The sequence below is a fragment of the Methanoculleus horonobensis genome (genome assembly GCF_001602375.1).
GTDB classification, from domain to species: domain Archaea; phylum Halobacteriota; class Methanomicrobia; order Methanomicrobiales; family Methanoculleaceae; genus Methanoculleus; species Methanoculleus horonobensis.
Genome location: NZ_BCNY01000008.1, coordinates 50,388 through 71,339 on the forward strand (window position 1 = coordinate 50,388; position 20,952 = coordinate 71,339).

Below are 20,952 nucleotides of genomic sequence, written 5' to 3' on the forward strand. Positions count from 1 at the left end.
CTGGCGCGATGAAATACTTTGACAAGATCCTGATTGCCAACCGCGGCGAGATCGCCATCCGGGTCATGCGTGCCTGCCGGGAACTGGGCATCGACACGGTCGCGATCTACTCCGAGCCGGACAACAACGCGCTCCACGTCAAGTACGCCGACGAGGCGTTCTGCGTCGGGGAGGCGCACCCGTCGAAGAGTTACCTCAACAAGGAGCGGATCTGCGACGTGGCGAGAAAGACCGGGGCCGAGGCGATCCACCCGGGCTACGGGTTCCTCGCGGAGAACGCCGGGTTCGCGAAACTGGTCGAGGAAGAGGGCCTGACATTCATCGGGCCGTCGTGGAAGACGATCGAGGCGCTGGGCTCGAAGATCGGGTCGAAGCGGATGATGCGGGAGGCCGGCGTCCCGGTTCTTCCGGGCACGCCGGAGGGCGTCACGAGCGTCGAGGAGGCAAAGAAGGTCGCCGCCGAGATCGGCTACCCGGTGATCGTGAAGGCGAGCGCGGGCGGCGGCGGTATCGGGATGCACATCGCCGAGAACGAGGGCGAGCTCGAGGAGGCGATCGACAAGGGGATGCGGATCGCCCAGTCCGCCTTCGGCGATCCGACGATCTTCGTGGAGAAGTATCTCACGAAGCCGCGCCACATCGAGATCCAGGTTCTTGCCGACGCGAAGGGGCACACCGTCCACCTCTACGACCGCGAGTGCTCGATCCAGCGCCGGCACCAGAAACTGCTCGAGGAGGCGCCCTGCCCGATCATGACGCCCGCTCTCCGGGAGCAGATGACGGCGTCGGCCATCGCCGCGGCAAAGGCGGCGAACTACAAGAACGCCGGCACGGTGGAGTTCCTCTACGCGAACGGGAACTACTACTTCATGGAGGTGAACACCCGGCTGCAGGTGGAGCACACGGTGACGGAGTTCATCACCGGGATCGATATGGTGAAGCAGCAGATCGCGATCGCGGCGGGCGAAGACCTCGCGATGGGCCAGGAGGATATCGGCATCCGGGGGCACGCGATCGAGTGCCGGATCAACGCGGAGGATCCGCTGAACAACTTCGCCGCCGATCCGGGCAAGATCGTCCGCTACCGCTCCCCGGGCGGCCCGGGAATCCGGGTCGACTCCGGCATCCACATGGGCTACACCATCCCGGCGCACTACGACTCGATGATCTCGAAGCTCTGCGCTCTCGGCTCCGACCGCGAGGAGGCGATCCAGCGGATGCGCCGGGCGATCTACGAGTACGTCATCCTGGGCGTGAAGACGACGCTCCCGCTCCACTACGCGATCATGCACAACGCCCACTTCATCGCCGGCGACACCCACACGCACTTCCTGCAGGAGGAGCACATCGCGACGAGCCTGCGCCGCTACCTCCACGAGGAGGAGGCGCGTATGCAGACGCTGGCCGCCTCGCTCCGCCAGGGGAAGCACGTGGCGGCGATCACGGCGGCGGTCGACGTCTATATCCGGAAAAACACGAAGTAACCCTTTATCCAATTTTTCCGGGGAGCCATAAGGTTTATTTGTCAATACAGCATTGTTATACTGCACTTTGTATGCTGCGGTGGCCTAGTCGGTTAGGGCGCCAGACTCATAGGGTTTTTGAGAAGACGGTGCGTCCAAGCCTGGGACATCTGGAAATCGTGGGTTCGGATCCCACCCGCAGCATTTGTTTTAGAAAGTTTGTAATCTGATTTTAGAGGAATGCTTTTCCTTCGAGATTGCTCTCTTTACGATCACTACCTCACTCTTGAGACAAAAAGGATTTTTTCCGTACGATTACAGTCTCGGGTCGTTTTATTTGCCCCCTTGATGCCCATCCCTCGCTCCTTGAGGGGCGATCCTCATCAAGTACACCAAGATTAACAATTTTGATATAGTTGGTGTACTAAATAGGGAATATGGGAGACGGCAAGTGACAATTGAGAGACCGTTTTGACCCGCCATAGAAACCTCCGCCACACCCGGATCAACTTGTTATATATATTCATACAACAACCCTGAGATCATGTCTGCAAGCGCCGGCTCGAGCCACTCTCCCACACTCGATACGATCAAAATGGTCGAAGACTTCATCCGGGAGCACAGCGGCGAATACCGCCGTCGGGCGCTCTGGGAACGCCTGCCGCGGAAAGTCATGTATCAGACGTTCAAGACGATCATCGAGTATCTCGTGGAGTCGGGTAAGATCGCCATCGATGCACAGAGCAAGGTCTGCTGGATCCACGACCCGGAGTTTACCCGGCGGTACCTGGCCCGTGAAGACCTGCGGATCCGATGAAGGCGGCAATCTTGCCGACACAAAGGTGAAAGAAGCCTTCGAGGCTCTGTCGGCATCAACCCGAACAGAAGATCGGGAACTGGTCGCTCTCCTGAACAGGGCCTTCGAGGCGATATCCGCCAACGCTTTTTGCGGCGTTCAGGTTCCAAAGAGGCAGATCCCCGATGTATATCGACAGCGAGATCCTCCGGTAAAGAACCTCTGGAAATACAACCTATCTCGATCCTGGAGATTGATGTATACCGTGACCAGCGACGGTGACATCATTGCGGTCGTCATCGAGTGGCTGGACCATACCGGCTACGATCGCCGGTTCGGGTACTGAGCGCAACTCCCTGGAGAATGTTTCGGAGTATCCGTTGACCAGTGTACCGGGGTGGCGACCGCGTAGCTATCCATCCCGGGAACGGCAACATTCATCATCTCCTCACCCTCAGGTACGATCAGGAGGCGAGCAGAACCCGTATGGCGGCCCGGACACAGTGTGAGGAGAAGAGCATCTTTGTCACCCGGCTCGAGGCAGTGCTCCCGCTGCTCCGGGAACGGTTCGGTGTGACGAAGATCGGCATCTTCGGGTCTACCGCCCGGGGCGATGGCCGGCCGGAGAGCGATGTGGACGTGCTGGTCGAGTTGTCGCCGGACCACCTCACGTTCCGGAACTTCATGGCGCTCGCAGATTTCCTGGAGGAACTCTACGGGCGGAAGGTCGACCTGCTCACCGTCGGCGGGCTCGACCCACTCATCCAGCAGGATGTGGAGGGCGAGGTGGTCTGGTGTGAAGCGTGACTCCGTGTACCTCGCCCACATCCTTGAAGAGATGGAGTTTCTCTAGACCTACTTCTCTGACCGTTCCTTCGAGGAGATCGTCCAGGATGAGATGATGAAGCGATCGGTTCTCCGGAGCCTTGAGATCATCGGGGAGGCGTCGAAGAACCTCTCACCCGGGGTCAGGGCACGATATCCCGACATTCCCTGGAACGGTATGGCGAGGATGCGGGACAGACTGATCCACGGTTACTTCAGCGTCAGGTGGGAAATCGTCCTGGATGTGGTGCAGAACGAGGTTCCGGCAGCCGAACCGAAGATCCGGGCAGTCTATTCGGCGTTGCTCGCAGAAGAGGCAGGTAGCCGATAACCCGGTTCATCTTGTAAGATCGGGCTCCCGGATGTTCTTCTCCTCCGGCACGGCGATGCCTCCCTCGTGAGGGACGGTAGGGAGGCGGCAATCGTCGCCGGTAGGGCAGATGGATACTGCTCCTGGCAATGCATTATAAAATCCGCATCCTCACGCATTGCCGACAACGAACTGCACATCCTCCTCCAGCCCGGGATCGTACCTCGTCGCATTCTCAAAACACAGCGCCGCTTCGTCGGTCTTATTCATGTTCGTCAGAATGACTCCTTTCAGGTACCAGGCCAACCCGTATTCCGGGTCCAGTTCAAGCGCCTTATTGCAGCTCTCCATCGCTTCGGCGTACTGGCCGTAGTTGTCGTTGTAGTACATTCCCCTGATGCACCACGCCTCGGCATTGTCCGGCTCCGCCGCAACCCGGTTATCGTAGTATTCCTGGTTTTTGGTTATACAGCCGCTGGTAAACAGAATAAGTATCAACGCACAGCAGAGGCATGCGGTCGGCGACGGAGCCTTCATAGAGCCGTATTGAACCCGGCGGTTAATCAAACCTCTGCCGCTGCCGGAAACGGGGAAGGGTATCTTCGCCCTTGCCACCGAGTTCTTCAGGAACCTCGGCGCCATCGTGGTCTTCGCGTACGTCTTCGCGATCGTCATGGACTTCGGCGAGACCGGGGTCTGGTGGGGGATCGTCGTCGGCAACATCCTCGGCGCGTTCTTCGGATACGGCTGGGCCCGGATCTACATCGCCCGTCTCATTGCCGTGAGCCGGAAACCAGGCGCGGTCGCCGCCTGAACGGCGGGCCGGCCGCGGCATTCACGCTCGATGTCGGGCGGCGAACCCCTCATCGCCGCCTCCCGGCAGGAAGTGTCTGCATCCTCCGCACAAAGGTATTTTATGTATGACAACAGATTAAATGAGGTAAACGGGGCGTGAAAACGCAATCGATGCGTCTGCCGTCTCCGTTCGTGCGCACCCGTGCGAGGGTTGCCAAGCCAGGTCAAAGGCGCTAGGTTGAGGGCCTAGTCTCGTAGGAGTTCGTGAGTTCGAATCTCACCCCTCGCATCCGTTTTTCAAACGTCTTATCCCGAGATTGCTTTCCGCCGGAGCCGTCGCGGTTGCCGGAGCATAGCCGTCCATAGAACGCAGACGAACCTGCACGCCGTAGCATCCCCCTCAAGAATGGAGAAGAGAAGAGAATAGTGCCCCGGAGGCTTATGCCAGCACTTCGTGCCGTTGCTGGCAGCGTTCCTGGAGTTTGTTCCACTCGTCCGGGTGCTCCTCCGCCCACTCGAGGATCGCATCGACAATCCGGCCCCGCGACTCGGAATCCCCCCGGTAGTCTACCAGGATGCAATTAACCACCACTTCGATCTGTTCTTCCTGATGCTGCCCAACTTCTGCCATACTGACCCCTCCTGATACACCCCCGGTGCTCACACCGGATGGAGATTCGACACCATATAATCCTGATCCTCCCCTGCCAGCGGCGGCCGTAAATCCTCCGATTTTCCAAAACGATCTGCCGGAACAACTCTTTTGCCCTCCGGCCGCTTTCGGCACCGCCGCCGCAGGGGTTATCGTGCCCTGGAGGAGAACAATACGGGAAGAATCATGAAACTCGGCGTGCTCTTCTCCGGCGGGAAAGACTCCATGTTCGCCTGCTGGAAAGCGATGCAGAAGGAAGAGGTGGCCTGCCTGATCACGGTCGTCTCCAGAAACCCGGAGAGTTACATGTTCCACACCCCGAACATCCGCCTCGCCGCACTGCAGGCCGAAGCGGCGGGCCTCCCTCTCGTGGAGGTGGGGACGGCGGGTGAGAAGGAGGAAGAACTCATCGATCTCGAGCGGGCTCTCCGCACCGCCAGGGAACAGTACGGGATCGAAGGGGTCGTCACCGGGGCTATCCTCTCGGTCTACCAGGCAGCGAGGGTGCAGCGGGTCTGCCGGGAGCTGGGCCTCTGGTCGTTCAACCCGCTCTGGCTCGCCGACCAGGAGGCATACATGGAAGAACTGATCGATGCCGGCTTCAGGGTCGTCATCGCGGGCGTCTTCTCCTCGCCCTTCGACGAGTCCTGGCTCGGGCGGGAGATCGACCGCCGCACCCTCGACGAACTCCGGGCGATCGCCCAAAAATACCAGGTCACCCTCACCGGCGAAGGAGGGGAACTCGAGACGTTCGTCGTGGACGCTCCCTTCTTCGCTCAGAGGATCGCGATCGAGGAGGCGTCGAAGGTCTACCGGAACTACAACGGCGTTCTGCGGATCGAGCGTGCGGGGCTGGTGGCGAAATGATCCTGCTCATCGACCTCTGCTACCGGGACGGCTCGCTCTCCCGTGACGAGTTCGTCGCGCCGGTCGAACGGCTTCTGTGCCGGAACGGGGTGGCGTCTGTAACCCGCCACTATACCGCCGTCGGCGCATCTGACCTCGATAGCGCGGATGCGGCGATCCTCTGCGGCACGGCGCTGATGGATACCGGATATCTGGAGCACCCGGAACTGTTCCGGTGGCTTCTTACGTTCGAGCGCCCGGTGCTCGGGATCTCCTCCGGCATGCTGGCGCTCGCGGCGGCGTTCGGCGGCGGTGTCGACCCGTGCCGCGAGATCGGGATGACCGACATGAACGTGCTCGCGCCCGACCCGCTCTTTTCCGGGCAGGAGGTGTTCCCCGCCTACACGGTGCACGATTACGCCGTGCAGGTTCCCGGGGAGTTCGTAGCGCTCGCCGCCTCGGACCGGTGCGTCCAGGCGATCCGGCACCGTTCCCTCCCCCTCTACGGGCTCCTCTTCCACCCCGAGGTCAGGAACGAGTGGATCGTCGAGCGGTTCTCTAGGCTGGCCGGCCGTCAGAGCCCGTAGCGGTTGATCGTGTTGATCAGGGCCGCGAACCCTTCCATCTCTTTATCGAGGACTTCCATCCGGGTCATGCCCATGCTCGTCTCCGCGTCGGCGGTCAACGACTCGGGGCCGCGCACCACCTCGCGGTCGACGCCGTCGGCGGAGAGGATCTTTTGAGCCTCGGCATCGTGGACGAACGCCCTGCCGGGGAGGATTACGACGTCTTCGAGTTTCGATAGGTTCACCCCGGCGAGGTCGTCGGCGGTGATGAGGCAGGCGATCTCCTTCTTGACCGCGACGACCCTCGAGGTCGAGCCGCGGATCGAGAGGAGCCGCTGGATGAAGGGGGCCGCGATGCTCCCGGTGATCACCGTCGCACGCTTCCGGACGCGGGGGAGTTTTTTGAGGAGGTCGGGCTCGTGGAGGATTGCGAACGGCGAGCCGATCGAGGGGTCGCCGAGCGGCGTCCCGCTGATCTTCATCGAGAACCGGTCGTTCAAGTCCGTCACCATCTCGTGGAACTCGTCGACGGTGTGAACCCGCTGCCCCTCGAGGATGGGCGCGTTGCCGAGGATGAGCCCCTGGTCGGTCCGGTTCGCGAACCGCATCAGGATCAGCCCTTTTGCGCCGCGCTCCTCCAGCCAGGCGCAGGTATCTTCGAGAGCTTTGCCGTCGTTGACGCCGGGGATGACGACCGCCGCGGCGTAGACGTCGATTGCGCCGCAGAGCCGGTCGAGGACCGCGAGCGAGGCTTCCGGCGTCGGGTCGTGCATCCACTGCCGCCGGAGTTCGGGGTCGGCGGCGAAGACCGTGTAGGAGACCTCGGCAAGGCCGTTCTCGATGAGGTGGTCGGCGATGGCCGGGTCGTCGAACCCCTTCCCACTGGTGTAGCCGATGTGGAGCGGCACCTCCATGCTGCCGAGCAGTTCGACGAGGTCGGCGAACTCCGGGTAGCAGCTCGGGTCGCCGCCGCCGCTGATGGTGATCCGGTCGACGTCGTCGCTCATCACCTGGAGGTTTGCGAGCGTCTCGTCGGCGACCGTCCGGAGGCTCTTGAACCCCTCGTAGCCTTCCCGCACCCCCCGTGTGCAGTAGTCGCAGCCCTTCTGGAAGGGGAGGCAGTATCTGCAGCCGAACGCCGTCGTTCCTTTGACGTGTTTGAAGTAGCAGTACGAACAGAATCCCCGGCAGTCGAGACCGGGCCGGCCTCCGAGATCGACGGTGAGATGCGACATTCTGATGGTACTTCTGTGCTCCTCTGTTATGAACGTTGCAGACCTCTCCCGGCGCGGGTTCGCGGGGAGAACGGGCGCTGCTCCGGGCGGGCGGCGGCACCTTTATGCCACGCCGGAGCGACGGAGTCGCGGTATGCGGACGAGCCACCGGCTGCTGCTCCGGTTCTATCACGACCCCGGCTACGACTTCTCCCGGATCGAGGTCGAGTATGCCGACCGGGGGGCGCCCGGCGATCGCTCGACGGTCCGGGGCGACCGGGTCGTCGCGCTCGATGCGCAGTACCTGGAGGTGGACGCCGGGACGCACGTGGCGTGTATCCCGTATCACCGGGTCAGGAGGATACTGTATGATGGTGATGTCATCTGGGCGAGGAAAGCATGAGGAGAACCGGCGCCACCTTTTTTACCGCAGACCGCCCACGATATAAGGTATGCCCCAGTGGCTTAGCTGGCAGAGCGGCTGACTTGTAATCAGCAGGTCCCGAGTTCAAATCTCGGCTGGGGCTTAAAATCGGATTTACCGCCCCATTTTCAAAATCGGAGGCATATTTTTTATAATTTTATGGGCCGATGGGGGATGAACACTGCAGAGACATAGTCCCGGTAAGAGTTACGGAAAGATATATATGCCCTTCAGATGCGTATATCTCATTGTATTGTACATGTAATACATACGCACGCCACATATGCGGGGTGGATGTAATGGCGAAGGCTATCGAGTTAGGATTGAAATTAAAGGGTGAGGATGCTCGTAGGTTCGAGAAATTCCTTGAACACAACGTTCTGAGCACACGCGGTCAGTTTTTAGTCAAGGAAGCCGCGGTGCGTTCTCAAAAGCGATCTTAATGGTAGAACCAATTCCTGATGAAGAGTTGGAGTACGTCACTCTCCATGAAGGAGTTGATGTTAATTCTTTTTCGTGTCGTAGTAAGCCCGAAGAGATTGATTTAGAGGAATTTCTAAAAGAAGATGCATTAAGGTGCCAGAACAGCTTCTTCTCCGTCACCCGGGTTGTTTTTTGGGGGGAAACCCTTGTGGGATATTTTACGCTTGTAACCGATTGCATCGAAAAAGAGGAAATGATACGAGGAGATCGAATAAAGGGTTATAAATATCGATTTTACCCGGCAATAAAAATTGCAAGGCTGGCTGTTCACGACAATTACCGACATCGCGGTATCGGTACCAATATGCTCATAGAAATCTTTTCTATAGTGGGCGACATCACTGAAAATGTCGGATGTAGAATTCTAACTGTTGACTCTAAGCCAACTTCTGTAGAATTTTATGAAAAATCAGATTTCCGAAGGGCTTTAGTCACTCCAGAAGATCCGCCAAAGGATACCATTCCATTTTATTTTGATATTTTACATATCATCAAAGCGAGAAAAAGTTTATAGATGCCCATTTATAGACTTAATTTTTGAAATACGGGCAAAAGGGGTTCGGATCGCCCAGATGAAACAGGTGTGCTGAAAAGAGAGGGTCTGGTTACGTCTTCTCAAACCCCACGCCACCCCCACCCCATCGTAGCTCTTTTCACCAGATCCAACCCATATTTATACATGGCCTCGTACGTCCACCGGATAGAGGTACAATATACCCGCGATCCACGGCTGCCGACGCGTACCGAGAGGTTCCGCTCGCTGGGTTTCCCCCTGCGCGAGCTGCATCTCGTCGACGTCTATACCATAGCGACCGCCCGGAGGGACTTCTCCCCCGATGAGCTCTCGCAGATCGGCGCGCAGCTCAGCAACCCCGTCGTCCAGCGGTACTCCGTAGACCGGCCGACCGAGGCCGGGTTCGACTACGCGATCGAGGTCGGGTTCCTGCCCGGGGTCACCGACAACGCCGGGACGACGGCAAAGCAGACCATCGAGGACTACTTCGGGTTCCGGTTCGGCGAAGGGGAGGCGGTCTTCTCGTCGCAGCTCTACCTCGTCTCCGGCGACCTCACGCCCGAATCCCTGGAGCGGCTCACCGTCGCCCTCGCAAACCCGCTCGTCAACCGGGTGCACGTCAGGAGCCGCGAGGAGTACGGAAGGAAGGGAATGGACGCAATCACCCCCTTCGTCCACCTCCACGACCTGCAGGCCGCCGGGACTGTCGACCTCGACCTCCCCGACGCGGAACTCGCACGTATCGGAAAAGAGGGTATCCTCGACCCCGCAACAGGGGAGCGGCGCGGGCCGCTCGCCCTCGACCTCGCCCAGCTCCACGCGATCCGCGACTACTTCCGGGGGCTCGGGCGGAAGCCGACGGACGTCGAGCTCGAGTCGCTCGCCCAGACCTGGAGCGAGCACTGCAAGCACACGATCTTTGCCTCGGCGATGGACGACGTCCCCCGGGGGCTTTATAAGACCTGCATCCAGGCGGCCACCAACACCGTCCGCGAGGCAAAGGGCGATGACGACATCTGCGTCTCGGTCTTCACCGACAACTCCGGCGCCATCATCTTCGACGACGAGCACCTGGTGACCTGCAAGGTCGAGACGCACAACTCCCCCTCGGCCCTCGACCCCTTCGGCGGCGCCCTCACCGGGATCGTCGGGGTGAACCGCGACACCATCGGGTTCGGCCTCGGCGCCAAGCCCTGCATCAACATCTACGGCTACTGCGTCGGCGACCCCGACACCGAACCGGCCCTCTTCCGCGGCAAGAACCGGACGAACCCCATCCTCCCTCCCCGGCGGATCTTCGAGGGCGTCGTCCGCGGCATCGACGTCGGCGGCAACTGCTCGGGCATCCCGACGCCGCAGGGGTGGTGCTACTTCCACGACCGCTACGTCGGTAAACCACTCGTCTTCGCCGGCACCGTCGGCGTGATGCCGCGCGCCAACAACGGAAGACTGCTCCACGAGAAGCAGGCCCTGCCCGGCGACCTCGTCGTCATGGTCGGCGGCAGGGTCGGCAAGGACGGGATCCACGGCGCCACCTTCTCCTCGGAGGCCCTCGACCCCGCAAGCCCCGTGACCGCGGTCCAGATCGGCGACCCGATCACCCAGAAGAAGTTCTCCGACGTCATCGTCAAGGAGGCCCGCGACCTCGACCTCTACCGGAGCATCACCGACAACGGGGCGGGAGGAATCTCCTGCTCCGTCGCGGAGATGGCACGGGAGTCGGGCGGGTGCCATGTCCTCCTCGACCGCGTCCCGCTGAAGTACCCCGGCATGGCGCCGTGGGAGATCTGGATCTCCGAGTCGCAGGAGCGGATGACCCTCGCCGTCCCGGAGGAGAAGATCGAGGCGTTCATGAACCTGATGAAGAGGAGGGAGGTCGAGGCCACCGTGATCGGGACGTTCACCGATACGGGGAGATGCGTCGTGGAGTACAACGGCGAAGCCGTCATGGACGTCGACCTCGACTTCCTCCACGATGGCCTCCCGAAGAAGCACCTCCGGACAGAGCCCGTGGAGACGGCCTATCCCGAGCCCGACGTCCCGTGCCCCGACCGGCTCGACGACCTCCTCCTCGCGATGCTCAAAAGAAAGAACATCTGCTCGAAAGAGTTCATCTCGACCCGCTACGACCACACCGTCCAGGGCGGCCACGTCCTCGGGCCGGTGCAGGGAGCCGGGCGGGTTCAGACCACGGCCACCCTGACGAAGGTCGTCCCCGGCTCGATGAAGGGCGTCGGGCTCTCGCAGGGCCTCTTCCCGTCCTACTCGGAGCTCGACCCCTACCGGATGGCGCTCGCCGCGATCGATGCGGCAGTCCGGGGTTTGATCGCGATCGGCGTTCCGATGGACACGATCGCGCTCCTCGACAACTTCTGCTGGTGCTCCTCCGACGAACCGGCGAGGCTCTGGCAGCTCAAACGCGCCGCGTTCGGGTGCTATGACGGCGCGGTCGAGTTCGCGACCCCGTATATCTCCGGAAAGGACAGCATGTATAACGACTTCTCCGGCTATGACGCCGACTCGAACCCCGTCAAGGTCTCCGTGCCGCCGACGCTCCTCATCACCTCGATCGGCGTCCACCCCGACGTCACGACCGCGGTATCGATGGACGCGAAGTTCGACGGCGACCTCGTCTACGTCGTGGGGGAGACCGGGGAAGAACTCGGCGGGTCGGAGTACCTCGCGCACCTCGGTATCGAAGGGGGCGCGGTTCCGTCCCTCGATATCGAGACCGCAAAGGTGCGCTACGGCCGGATGACCGGCGCGATCGAGAAAGGGCTCCTCGCCTCCGCCTTCCCCGTCACCCACGGGGGGCTGCTCGTCGCCCTCGCCAAAGTCGCAATCGCCGGAAGAATCGGCATGGACCTCGCCGTACCCGGCGGGATGCGCCCGGACACCTACCTCTTCTCGGAGTCGCTCGGGCGGCTCATTGTCACGGTCGCCCCCGGCGATCGCGAAGCCTTCGAGGAGATCTTCGGCGGCGACGCGCACCTCCTCGGCAGCGTCGGCGGCGAAACGTTCCGGGTATCGACAGGAGAAAAGACTCTCATCGAGCAGCCGGTGGCGGCAATGGAAACTGCGTACAAAGCGCCTTTCGGGGGGTACTGAGCATGGCTCGCACAAACAATCCAAGAGCCCTCATCATGAGCGGCTACGGGATCAACTCCGAGATGGAGACGGCGGAAGTCCTGATGCGGGCGGGCATGGCGTCCGATATCGTCCACATCAACGACCTCATCGCGGGGGAGAAGACCCTCTCCGACTACCGGCTGATGGTCTTCCCCGGCGGGTTCTCCTACGGCGACGACACGGGGGCCGGCAACGCCTACGCGAACCGCGTCCGAAACAACCTCTGGAGCGACGTAAAAGAGTTCCTCGCGGGCGACAACCTCGTCCTCGGGATCTGCAACGGGTTCCAGATCCTCGCGAACCTCGGCCTGGTTCCGGCCTTCGACCGGGACTACCCCCGCGAGATCGCCCTGATGCCGAACAGGAAGGGCGTGCTGGAGTGCCGGTTCGTCACCCTGAAGCCTGCCGCGGATAACCTCTGGACGAAGGGCATCTCGCACCTCTACTGTCCCGTCTCACACGGCGAAGGGAACTTCTATTGTTCGGAGGAGACCTTAAAGCGGATCGAGCGGGAAGGAATGGTCGCGTTCCGCTACTGCCGCGACGACCTCTCCCCCGCGGAAGGGGAGTACCCCTACAACCCGAACGGGGCGCTCGCGGACATCGCCGGCGTAACGTCGGCGGACGGCAAGGTTCTCGGGCTGATGCCGCACCCCGAGCGGGCGATGGAGTTCGTGAACCTCTACGACTGGCCGGTGAGAAAAGAGCGGCTGAAGCGCGAGAAAAAACCCCTGCCCACCGAATCGATGAACATGCGGTTCTTCCGCAACATCGTCGATTCCTTCAAATAAGCATCCCCGATGTTTAGGGGGAGGGCGGAACTCCACTCGCGACGGAGACCTCCCCTTCCCCGGCATAAAACTATATCATTCCCCTGGGAGAATATCGGCCCAAACCGGGGGAGGGGCAGCCACGAAGATCAGGGTCAGCCGCTGTTTTGGAGAGGAGAGTGCCGATACGGTTCTGGAGGTCGAGGTCGACCAGGCCGACGTTCCTGCCGCAGACGAGATCCTCTCGTTCGCCTCCGTCCACGGGAACTTCGTCTGCATCCCCGACCGCATCTTCCGCCGGTTCGAGATCGTCCTCCCTCCCGATAGCCGCCTCGAGATCCTCAAGGACGCGCTCCTCGAGGTCATACGCCTTGAGCCCGAAGGCTCGGAGGGGCTCAATCCCTACGAGATCGAGGACTTCATCGACGCGCTCGAGCGAACGCGTCAGAAGGTGCTCGCCGACGATGGGCCCTGACCACGTGTTTCGTTCACCTTTTTGCCCGGGACCGCGAACCGATACGTGATCGGATTGAGAGAGAAGGAGAGAGGGGTGTGCGGGCTCGCCGTCAACACCATCCATACCATGGACTGCATCGAGGGCATGCGGCGCCTGGCGGCGGACTCCGTCGACGTCATCGTCACGTCGCCGCCCTACAACATCGGGAAGGACTACAACTCCTACGACGACAGGAAACCCCGCGAGGATTACCTCGACTGGATCGGGGAGGTCGCCGCCGGAGCGGCGCGGGTTCTCGCCGACGATGGTTCGTTCTTCCTCAACATCGGCGGCAAACCCCGCGACCCCTGGATCCCCTTCGACGTCGTCCAGCGGTTTCGCCCCCACTTCGAACTGCAGAACGTCATCCACTGGGTCAAGTCGATCGCGATCGAGAAGGAAGACGTGGGCGACTACGAGAAGATCACCGGCGATATCGCCGTCGGCCACTACCAGCCGGTGAACAGCGCCCGCTACCTGAGCCAGTGCCACGAGCACATCTTCCACTTCACGAAAGGGGGCGACGTCGCGCTCGATAAACTGGCGGTCGGCGTGCCCTACCAGGACAAGAGCAACATCGGCCGGTGGAAGGCGGCGGAGCGCGACCTCCGCGACCGGGGGAACACCTGGTTCATCCCCTACCGGACGATCCGCTCCTCCCGGCCGCACCCGACCAGTTTCCCGGAGAAACTCCCCGAGATGTGCATCCGGCTCCACGGCTGCCGGTCCGGGATGCTCGTCATGGACCCGTTCATGGGCATCGGGAGCACGGCGCTTGCGGCACTTGCCCTCGGTGCGGACTACATCGGGTTCGAGATCGACCCCGATTACCGGGCGATCGCGGAGAACCGGATCGCCGATGCACGCCGCGAGAAAGAACAGAGCTGACGGATATTATATCCCCAAAACCCCAACGAGAGACTGATGGAGACCCTCATCGCTTTCGCCGTCACCCTCGCGGCAATCACCGTCGCGTCGCTCAGGTACCGCCTCCCGCCGTTCCTGACCCTCGTAGGGGCATCCGTCCTCTTCGGCCTCCTCTCCCGCATGCCGGCGGAGACGATCGTTATGGTCGCCACGGCCGGCGCCGGCCGGATCTTCACCCTCCTCGGGATCGTCATCTTCTGCGGGGTCGGCATCGCCCAGGTTCTCCGCGAGAGCGGCCGGATCGCGGATATCGTCGCCGATATCCGGGGGTTGGTACGCCGCCCCGTCGCCACGGCGGGAGCGGCCGGCTACCTCCTCTCCGTCCCGCTGATGTGCGGCATCACCTCGTTCGTCATCCTCGCCCCCATCCTCACCCACCTCTCCCCCGACGGCCGGGCAGCAAAGACCCTCCTCTACTGCGCCGGCGTCGCCGGGATGATCTCCTACGTGCTCCTCTACCCCGCTCCCGTCGTCTACTCGACTATAACGGCTCTCGGCCTCTCCGGCCGGCCCTGGGATATCGACCTCGTTGCCGTCCCCCTCTCCCTCCTTCTCCTCGCCGGACTCCTCCTCGCCATGCGAAGACGCATGCCCCCGGCCGAAGAGGCGGAGAAACCGGCGGCCGGGCGGAACCCCCGTGCCTGGCTGCCGTTCGTCGTCATCCTCGGGATGCTCGCGATCGGGTCGTTGGTTCCCCCGCTCCACGCCCTCGCGAACATCAACCTGGCGCTTCTTACCGGGCTCTTTGCCGCCCTTGCCACCGTTCCGGGCGACGTCCGGGAGAAGGCACTCCACAAAGGAACGAAGAACGCCGGGATCATCATCTTCGACCTCGCCGGTGCCGGGGCGCTCGGCGGCGTCATCGCCGCAAGCACCTTCCCCGCGGACGTGGCCGCGCTGGTCGCGGGCAATCTCCCGATAATCATCCTCCCGTTCGTCATCGCCGCCCTGGTGCAGGCGGCGCAGGGTTCGAGGGTCGTGACCGCGGCCGTCACCGGCGCCATCCTCGCCACGACCCCGGCCGTAACGGCGGTGAACCCGCTCGCCCTGGTGCTCATGATCTCCGCGGGGGCGTTCATGTTCTCCTACGTCAGCGACCCCTTCTTCTGGCTGCTCAAACGGACGACCGGCGACGACTTCTCCGCGGTCGTGCGGAACTACACCCTCCCACTCTCGGCGGCCGGGATCGTCACGCTCGCGGCGGCGCTGGTCGTCCAGGCCATTCTCTGACGGGATTCCCCGACCGATTTCCACCAATATTAATCAAAAATCGGGTCGCGACCATGCGTATTATATAATCCGGACGGTATGTAGTCCCTGCCAGAGGGAGAATGATGGAAATCAAGTACGTATCGACGACATGCCCGTACTGTGGCACCGGGTGCGGGTTCAACTTAGTCGTCCGGGACGGCAGGGTCTTTGACGTGGCGCACTGGCAACGCGCGCCCGTCAACGGTGGCAAACTCTGCCCCAAAGGACGCTATGCCCACGAATTTATCAACAGCCCCGACCGCCTCACGAAACCGCTGATCAAGAAGGACGGCGGGTTTGTCGAGGCGACCTGGGACGAAGCCTACGACCTGATCGCGGAGAAGTTCGGTTCCTACAAACCCGACGAGGTAGCCTGCCTCTCCTCCGCCCGGACATCGAACGAGGAGAACTACCTGATGCAGAAGTTCGCCCGGGTTGTTCTCAAGACCCCGCACGTCGACCACTGCGCCCGGCTCTGCCACTCATCCACCGTCGCGGGCCTCGCGGCGGTCTTCGGGTCAGGGGCAATGACCAACTCGATCAAGGACATCGCCGAGTCGAAGTGCATCTTCGTCCTCGGGTCCAACACATTCGAGCAGCACCCGCTGATTGCGCGGAGCATCATCCGTGCGAGAGAGGGCGGCGGGAAGGTGATCGTCGCCGACCCGCGCCTCACCCCCACCGCGAAGCAGGCCGACCTCTACATGCCGTTCATATCAGGCACCGACGTCGCTATCCTGAACGGCCTGATGCAGGAGATCATCAGAAACGGCCGGGAGAACAAGGAGTTCATCGAGAGGCGCACGAAAGACTTCGAGAAACTCAAGGAGGTCGTCATGAAGGATGACTACAGCCTTGAGAACGTCTCGAAGGTCTCCGGTATTCCCGTCGAGAGCCTCAAGACCGCGGCCGAGTGGATCGCGACCGCCGACGCCGCCGCGCTCATCTACTCGATGGGCATCACCCAGCACACCGTCGGCGTCGACAACGTCAAATCGACCGCCAACCTGATGATGCTCACCGGCAACCTGGGCAAACCGGGAGCCGGCGTCAACCCGCTCCGCGGCCAGAACAACGTCCAGGGCGCCTGCGACATGGGAGCCCTCCCGAACGTCTACTCGGGCTACCAGAAAGTCACCGACGAGCCGGCCCAGAAGAAGATGAAGGAGATGTGGGGTGTCGACGAGCTTGCCGAGGGCAGAGTCGGCTACACCGTCACCGAGATGGTGAACCTCCTCGCCGACAAACCCGGCGAGCTCAAAGCGATGTACATCATGGGCGAGAACCCGATGCTCTCCGACCCGGACCTCACCCACGTCGAGGAGGGGCTTCGGAACCTCGAGTTCCTGGTCGTCCAGGACATCTTCATGACCGAGACCGCCGAACTCGCCCATGTCGTTCTGCCTGCGGCATGTTACGCCGAGAAGGACGGCACCCAGACGAACACCGAGCGGCGCGTCCAGCGCTGGAAGAAGGCGCAGGATCCTCCGGGCGAGGCGAAAGAAGACTGGAAGATCATCAGCGAACTCGCTGCGAAGATGGGCTACGCCGCCCAGTTCCTCTACCAGAGCGCCGAGGAGATCTTCAACGAGGTCGCCACCGTCACGCCGTCCTACCATGGCATGTCCTACGCCCGCCTCGACCCCGACGGCCTGCACTGGCCCTGCCCGACCGAGGAGCACCCGGGAACAGCGATCCTCCATAAGGAGACGTTCGCCATGCCCGACGGGCTCGGGGTCTTCTCACCGATCGAGTGGAAACCGCCGGCGGAAGTTCCCGACGACGAGTACCCGTTCGTCCTCACGACCGGTCGCACGATCTGGCAGTGGCACACCGGCACCATGACCCGCCGGTCGTGGAGCCTCGAGAAAGAAGCGCCTATCGGCTGGATCGAGATCAACCCTGAGGACGCGAAAGAACTCGGGATCAATGACGACGAGGTCGTCCGTGCAAGCACCCGGCGGGGCTCGGTCGATATCCCCGCGAAGGTGACGCCCGAGATCATCAAGGGCGTCATGTTCATACCGTTCCACTACAAGGAGCATCCGGCAAACCGGCTGACGAACAACGCGCTCGACCCCGTAGCGAAGATCCCCGAGTACAAGGCCTGCGCCGTGAAGGTCGAGAAGATCACCGAGGAGGCCTGAAAATGGCAGGAAAAGGCGATTTACTCTATGCATGGACGACGGACGACAAACTCCGCGAGAAGGCCGAGACGGGCGGAGCGGTCACCGCGCTGCTCCGCCACGCCCTCGAGAGCGGCATGGTCGACGCGGTCTTTGCGGTCCGGAAGGGCGCGGACGTCTACGACGCGCTGCCGGCCATGATCACCGACCCCGCCGAGATCGGGGGGATTGCGGGATCGCTTCATTGCGGCACCCTCCTGCTCCCCAAGCAGATGCGGCGATGTCTTCTTTCCACCGACCCTGATATGAGGATCGCGACCGTACTTAAAGGCTGCGACGTCAAGGCGATCTACGAGATGGCGAAGCGCAACCAGGTCAACCTGGACAACATCATCATCATCGGCCTCAACTGCGGCGGCACCATACGGCCGGAGACGGCCCGGATCATCGTTCGGGAGAAACTCGGCCTTGACCCCGATTCGGTCGTCAAGGAAGAGATCGACAAAGGAAAGTTCATCGTCGTGACAAAGGACGGCGAGCACGCCTCCGTCTCGATCGACGAACTCGAAGAGGGAGCGGAGGATCTCCTCGGCGACCCGGGCCTCGGCCGCCGGTCGAACTGCCGCCGCTGCAAGATCAAGATCCCGCGCCAGGCGGATCTCGCCTGCGGCAACTGGGGCGTCATCGGGGAGAAAGCCGGGAACGCCACCTTCGTCGAGGTCTGCTCCGAGAAGGGTGCAAACCTCCTCGACGCCGCCGCAAAAGCCGGAGCGCTCGCCACCGAACCTGCGAACCCGAAGGGTATCGAGATCCGCGGCAAGGTCGAGAACGCGATGCTGAAACTCGGCGATAAGTGGCGGGCACGCTACTTCGGGGCGCTCGGCGAGGGAACGGAGCGGCTGAACAAGATCCGGGAGCAGACGAGCAGGTGCATCAAGTGTTACTCCTGCATCGAGAACTGCCCGATCTGCTACTGCGTCGACTGCAGCGCGAAGAAGGACTACCTTGTCGAGCCCGGCGTCATCCCACCGCCGTTCATGTTCCACCTGATCCGGTTCGCGCACATCTCCGACTCCTGCGTCAACTGCGGCCAGTGCGAGGAACTCTGCCCCGTGGAGATCTCGAACTCGGTCTTCCTCCATGCCATCCAGACCGATCTCGAGGAACTCTTCGGATTCCATCCGGGCGAAGATATGACCCCGCCGGTGCTCGCACTCGTCGAGGAACGGGCGGAGCGCGACCGGCTCACCGCCACCGGGAGCGACCAGATCTTCGATATCTTTCGGTAACCGGGTTCAACCCTCCACCATCGACCTTTTTTTCCCGAAACTGCAGCCGGCTACCGAGGCCCCTACAGCCCCACGACGTTCATGGCGACCCGGTTCTGCGAAGAGAGAGCACATCCCGGGCATGGGGTGGGCGCCACGGTGCCGGCCAGCCCGCTCGAACCAACGAGCCCGTCACGGGAATGGCAGACGAGCGATAATCGCTAGAAAAGTACCAATTCCTGAAAAAAGGCCATTTGCCAGACATAGGCATATCTCCAGGAAGCGGAACGCGACGCGCATAGGTCTACTGGAATTTTACCCGACGCCAGATAATCCGGCACAAATACGCGTGGAAAACAGAGAGCCTGTGCCCCCGCCCCCGTACGTCGGCCCACAAACTCGCTTCAATCCCCATATATTCTGTTTGGACGCGCAAGTAATAGCAAAAGCATTGTTTATCGATATCTGGTGTTTAACGACAGGAATTAACTTAAAGCAGAGATAAACGCATGAATTCAGGTTATCTTCGACGCGCACAGCGATCATTTCGAAACCTATTAATAGCACTCTTAAATTACTGATTAACTAGACCTATCCATCCAGATTACTTGATGGCATAGGTAGGACGTTTAGAGAGGTGTATGAAAAATGGTGTTCCATCCTCCAGTTGCTATCGTAGCAAAAGCGGGTGACGCAGGAAAGTACAAGGTCGGACTGCCGGCCTGGAACATGGTCCTGCGTGGTGTCCTGTCCGGAGCGTTCATCGCGATGGGTGCTGCCCTGGCAACGATCTGTTCGACCGGTATTCAGGCAACCGACGTTGCGATGCGGTTCGGCGCTGCAAGTCCCGGTGTCTCCCAGCTCATTCTGGGTGCTGTCTTCCCTGTCGGGCTTATCATCACGATCATGACCGGTGCCGAGCTCTTCACCGGCGACGCGATGCTCGCCCCCATGGCGGCGTTCATCCACAAGGTCAGCTGGGCAAGCGTGCTCAACCTCTGGGTCTGGGTATATATCGGCAACCTCATCGGGTCGCTTATCTTCGCGTATATCGTGGCATACGGCCCGTATGCCAGCTTCGACGCCACAGGAGCCGCGACGCTCACGGCGTTCGGCGCGAGAGCGGTTGCCATAGCGACCGCAAAGACGAGTTACGTCGGCGCTGCGGCGTTGTGGTCGGTCTTCCTCAAGGGGATCGCCTGTAACTGGCTCGTCAACCTTGCTGTCCTGCTCGGTATCTGCGCCGACGACGCGATCGGCAAGATCGTCGGCATCTGGTTCCCGATCTTCGCTTTCGTTGCCAGCGGGTTCGAGCACAGCGTTGCGAACATGTACTTCATCCCCGCAGGCATCTTCTGCACGGGCATCGACCCCACGAAGGCAGTCGATACGCTGAACTGGGTGACCATGTGGACCAACAACATCATCCCGGTCACACTCGGTAACATCGTCGGAGGTCTCTTCTTCGTCGGTGTTCTCTACTGGGTCGCGTTCAGAAAGGAAATTGCAGCCCTTAAGTAAACCTGATTGACGATGCAAATCGGAGATGTCAAAGTGAGGGTGACGGCCGTTGCACTGGCCGTCTTCCTCTTTTTTATCATCCTGATCGCCGCGTATGTCTTCACAACCGGGAATGTATACGCGCTGTATTGGGCGGTTCCCTCGGCGGTCATGCTGCTTCTCATACCCATGGCACTCAACTACATGAGTCAGAAGCAGTACGCGTCGCTGGTACCGATGTATGAAGCGGAATCAAAGAACGCCCGGATACGGGAGATTAACTTAAGCAAGCTCGGCGAACCGGTGCGCATAAAAGGCGTCGTCGAGCGGGTCTACTTCCAGTTCCTCAACCGGCCGCAGTACCTCGTTGCCGACCGGACAGGTGAGATATCGGTCAAGATGTTCACCTCGCCGGCAGAAGACGTGCAGAAAGGGGATGTGGTCGAGGTGCTCGGAACCGTCGTCAAACGCTACATCATGACCGGGGATGCGGTCATCAACTGCGTCTCCATACGAAAGATCAAAAACGATCAGTAATCCTGACGCCCCAAGGGCGCCAAGCAACTCAGTGAAGGGACGGCGGAAACAGTAAGGTTT

At 61.4% G+C, this 20,952-nt stretch carries 21 protein-coding genes, 3 tRNA genes and 1 pseudogene; 21 read left to right on the forward strand and 4 right to left on the reverse strand.

What is annotated here, in order from left to right:
* The first annotated feature begins 8 nt into the window (after positions 1-8).
* From MCUHO_RS01395 to MCUHO_RS01420, 6 genes and pseudogenes are all read left to right on the forward strand, one after another.
* Positions 9-1,484 carry an acetyl-CoA carboxylase biotin carboxylase subunit gene (locus MCUHO_RS01395; protein ID WP_067072575.1) on the forward strand — a complete coding sequence of 492 codons (1,476 nt, stop codon included), beginning with the start codon at positions 9-11 and terminating at the stop codon, positions 1,482-1,484.
* A 73-nt stretch (positions 1,485-1,557) separates the two neighbouring features.
* A tRNA-Met gene (locus MCUHO_RS01400) sits at positions 1,558-1,667 on the forward strand.
* A 391-nt stretch (positions 1,668-2,058) separates the two neighbouring features.
* The gene (locus tag MCUHO_RS01405; protein ID WP_235808116.1) at positions 2,059-2,280 is read left to right on the forward strand and encodes a hypothetical protein; all 222 of its coding nucleotides are present in this window, start codon (positions 2,059-2,061) and stop codon (positions 2,278-2,280) included.
* Positions 2,258-2,605: a hypothetical protein gene (locus MCUHO_RS01410; RefSeq protein ID WP_067072579.1), complete on the forward strand. Its 348-nt coding sequence runs from the start codon at positions 2,258-2,260 to the stop codon at positions 2,603-2,605. The genes MCUHO_RS01405 and MCUHO_RS01410 overlap by 23 nt, the downstream gene beginning before the upstream one ends.
* Positions 2,606-2,745: 140 nt before the next feature.
* Positions 2,746-3,066, forward strand: coding sequence for a nucleotidyltransferase family protein (locus tag MCUHO_RS01415; protein ID WP_067072582.1), 321 nt, complete (start codon positions 2,746-2,748; stop codon positions 3,064-3,066).
* 64 nt (positions 3,067-3,130) lie between these two features.
* Positions 3,131-3,415: pseudogene (locus MCUHO_RS01420) on the forward strand (HepT-like ribonuclease domain-containing protein); the annotation flags it as partial.
* Between the two features lie 150 nt (positions 3,416-3,565).
* On the opposite strand, the gene MCUHO_RS01425 reads toward MCUHO_RS01420, so the two are convergent.
* Positions 3,566-4,036, reverse strand: a complete 471-nt coding sequence (locus MCUHO_RS01425; RefSeq protein WP_067072584.1) for a tetratricopeptide repeat protein — start codon at positions 4,034-4,036, stop codon at positions 3,566-3,568.
* Between the two features lies 1 nt (position 4,037).
* On the opposite strand from MCUHO_RS01425, the gene MCUHO_RS12710 reads away from it, so the two are divergent.
* Together MCUHO_RS12710 and MCUHO_RS01430 are read left to right on the forward strand one after the other, a co-directional pair.
* Positions 4,038-4,208 carry a hypothetical protein gene (locus tag MCUHO_RS12710; protein ID WP_161485862.1) on the forward strand — a complete coding sequence of 57 codons (171 nt, stop codon included), beginning with the start codon at positions 4,038-4,040 and terminating at the stop codon, positions 4,206-4,208.
* Between the two features lie 185 nt (positions 4,209-4,393).
* A tRNA-Leu gene (locus tag MCUHO_RS01430) sits at positions 4,394-4,478 on the forward strand.
* Positions 4,479-4,628: 150 nt separating this feature from the next.
* On the opposite strand, the gene MCUHO_RS01435 is transcribed toward MCUHO_RS01430, so the two are convergent.
* Complete coding sequence (locus MCUHO_RS01435) at positions 4,629-4,820, reverse strand: hypothetical protein (RefSeq protein ID WP_067072586.1); 192 nt, start codon at positions 4,818-4,820, stop codon at positions 4,629-4,631.
* 207 nt (positions 4,821-5,027) lie between these two features.
* Here MCUHO_RS01435 and MCUHO_RS01440 point away from each other — a divergent pair, with 207 nt between their 5' ends.
* Both MCUHO_RS01440 and MCUHO_RS01445 read left to right on the forward strand, forming a co-directional pair.
* The gene (locus MCUHO_RS01440) at positions 5,028-5,708 is read left to right on the forward strand and encodes a diphthine--ammonia ligase (RefSeq protein ID WP_067072588.1); all 681 of its coding nucleotides are present in this window, start codon (positions 5,028-5,030) and stop codon (positions 5,706-5,708) included.
* Positions 5,705-6,274 carry a type 1 glutamine amidotransferase gene (locus MCUHO_RS01445; RefSeq protein WP_067072591.1) on the forward strand — a complete coding sequence of 190 codons (570 nt, stop codon included), beginning with the start codon at positions 5,705-5,707 and terminating at the stop codon, positions 6,272-6,274. The genes MCUHO_RS01440 and MCUHO_RS01445 overlap by 4 nt, the downstream gene beginning before the upstream one ends.
* On the opposite strand, the gene mmp10 is transcribed toward MCUHO_RS01445, so the two are convergent.
* Entirely contained in the window at positions 6,262-7,488 is a 1,227-nt protein-coding gene (mmp10, locus tag MCUHO_RS01450) for a methyl coenzyme M reductase-arginine methyltransferase Mmp10 (protein WP_067072592.1), read from the reverse strand. The genes MCUHO_RS01445 and mmp10 overlap by 13 nt on opposite strands.
* Before the next feature lie 28 nt (positions 7,489-7,516).
* Between mmp10 and MCUHO_RS01455 the strand changes: the two genes are divergently transcribed.
* The 5 genes from MCUHO_RS01455 to MCUHO_RS01470 all read left to right on the forward strand — a co-directional run bounded on the left by MCUHO_RS01455 (position 7,517) and on the right by MCUHO_RS01470 (position 12,808).
* Positions 7,517-7,870 (forward strand): DUF504 domain-containing protein, encoded by a 354-nt coding sequence (locus tag MCUHO_RS01455; RefSeq protein WP_235808118.1) that lies wholly within the window; start codon positions 7,517-7,519, stop codon positions 7,868-7,870.
* Between the two features lie 51 nt (positions 7,871-7,921).
* A tRNA-Thr gene (locus MCUHO_RS01460) sits at positions 7,922-7,994 on the forward strand.
* A gap of 339 nt (positions 7,995-8,333) precedes the next feature.
* Positions 8,334-8,888, forward strand: coding sequence for a GNAT family N-acetyltransferase (locus tag MCUHO_RS12190; protein ID WP_084385857.1), 555 nt, complete (start codon positions 8,334-8,336; stop codon positions 8,886-8,888).
* 165 nt (positions 8,889-9,053) lie between these two features.
* Positions 9,054-11,996, forward strand: a complete 2,943-nt coding sequence (locus MCUHO_RS01465; protein ID WP_067072596.1) for a phosphoribosylformylglycinamidine synthase subunit PurL — start codon at positions 9,054-9,056, stop codon at positions 11,994-11,996.
* Positions 11,997-11,998: 2 nt separating this feature from the next.
* A complete protein-coding gene (locus MCUHO_RS01470) occupies positions 11,999-12,808 on the forward strand; it encodes a phosphoribosylformylglycinamidine synthase subunit PurQ (protein WP_067072598.1) in 810 nt (269 codons plus the stop codon).
* A 70-nt stretch (positions 12,809-12,878) separates the two neighbouring features.
* Here MCUHO_RS01470 and MCUHO_RS12515 read toward each other — a convergent pair whose 3' ends face one another.
* The gene (locus tag MCUHO_RS12515; protein ID WP_067072600.1) at positions 12,879-13,367 is read right to left on the reverse strand and encodes a hypothetical protein; all 489 of its coding nucleotides are present in this window, start codon (positions 13,365-13,367) and stop codon (positions 12,879-12,881) included.
* Between MCUHO_RS12515 and MCUHO_RS01480 the strand changes: the two genes are divergently transcribed.
* The 6 genes from MCUHO_RS01480 (at position 13,338) to MCUHO_RS01505 (ending at position 20,892) form a co-directional block, all read left to right on the forward strand.
* The gene (locus tag MCUHO_RS01480; RefSeq protein ID WP_235808119.1) at positions 13,338-14,171 is read left to right on the forward strand and encodes a DNA-methyltransferase; all 834 of its coding nucleotides are present in this window, start codon (positions 13,338-13,340) and stop codon (positions 14,169-14,171) included. The genes MCUHO_RS12515 and MCUHO_RS01480 overlap by 30 nt on opposite strands.
* A 36-nt stretch (positions 14,172-14,207) precedes the next feature.
* A complete protein-coding gene (locus MCUHO_RS01485; protein ID WP_067072604.1) occupies positions 14,208-15,440 on the forward strand; it encodes a GntP family permease in 1,233 nt (410 codons plus the stop codon).
* Between the two features lie 104 nt (positions 15,441-15,544).
* Positions 15,545-17,608 carry a formate dehydrogenase subunit alpha gene (fdhF, locus tag MCUHO_RS01490; RefSeq protein WP_067072828.1) on the forward strand — a complete coding sequence of 688 codons (2,064 nt, stop codon included), beginning with the start codon at positions 15,545-15,547 and terminating at the stop codon, positions 17,606-17,608.
* Positions 17,609-17,610: 2 nt separating this feature from the next.
* Complete coding sequence (locus MCUHO_RS01495) at positions 17,611-18,876, forward strand: Coenzyme F420 hydrogenase/dehydrogenase, beta subunit C-terminal domain (RefSeq protein WP_067072605.1); 1,266 nt, start codon at positions 17,611-17,613, stop codon at positions 18,874-18,876.
* Positions 18,877-19,503: 627 nt separating this feature from the next.
* The gene (locus tag MCUHO_RS01500) at positions 19,504-20,376 is read left to right on the forward strand and encodes a formate/nitrite transporter family protein (RefSeq protein ID WP_067072606.1); all 873 of its coding nucleotides are present in this window, start codon (positions 19,504-19,506) and stop codon (positions 20,374-20,376) included.
* Positions 20,377-20,388: 12 nt separating this feature from the next.
* Complete coding sequence (locus tag MCUHO_RS01505) at positions 20,389-20,892, forward strand: OB-fold nucleic acid binding domain-containing protein (protein WP_067072609.1); 504 nt, start codon at positions 20,389-20,391, stop codon at positions 20,890-20,892.
* The last annotated feature ends 60 nt before the right edge of the window (positions 20,893-20,952 follow it).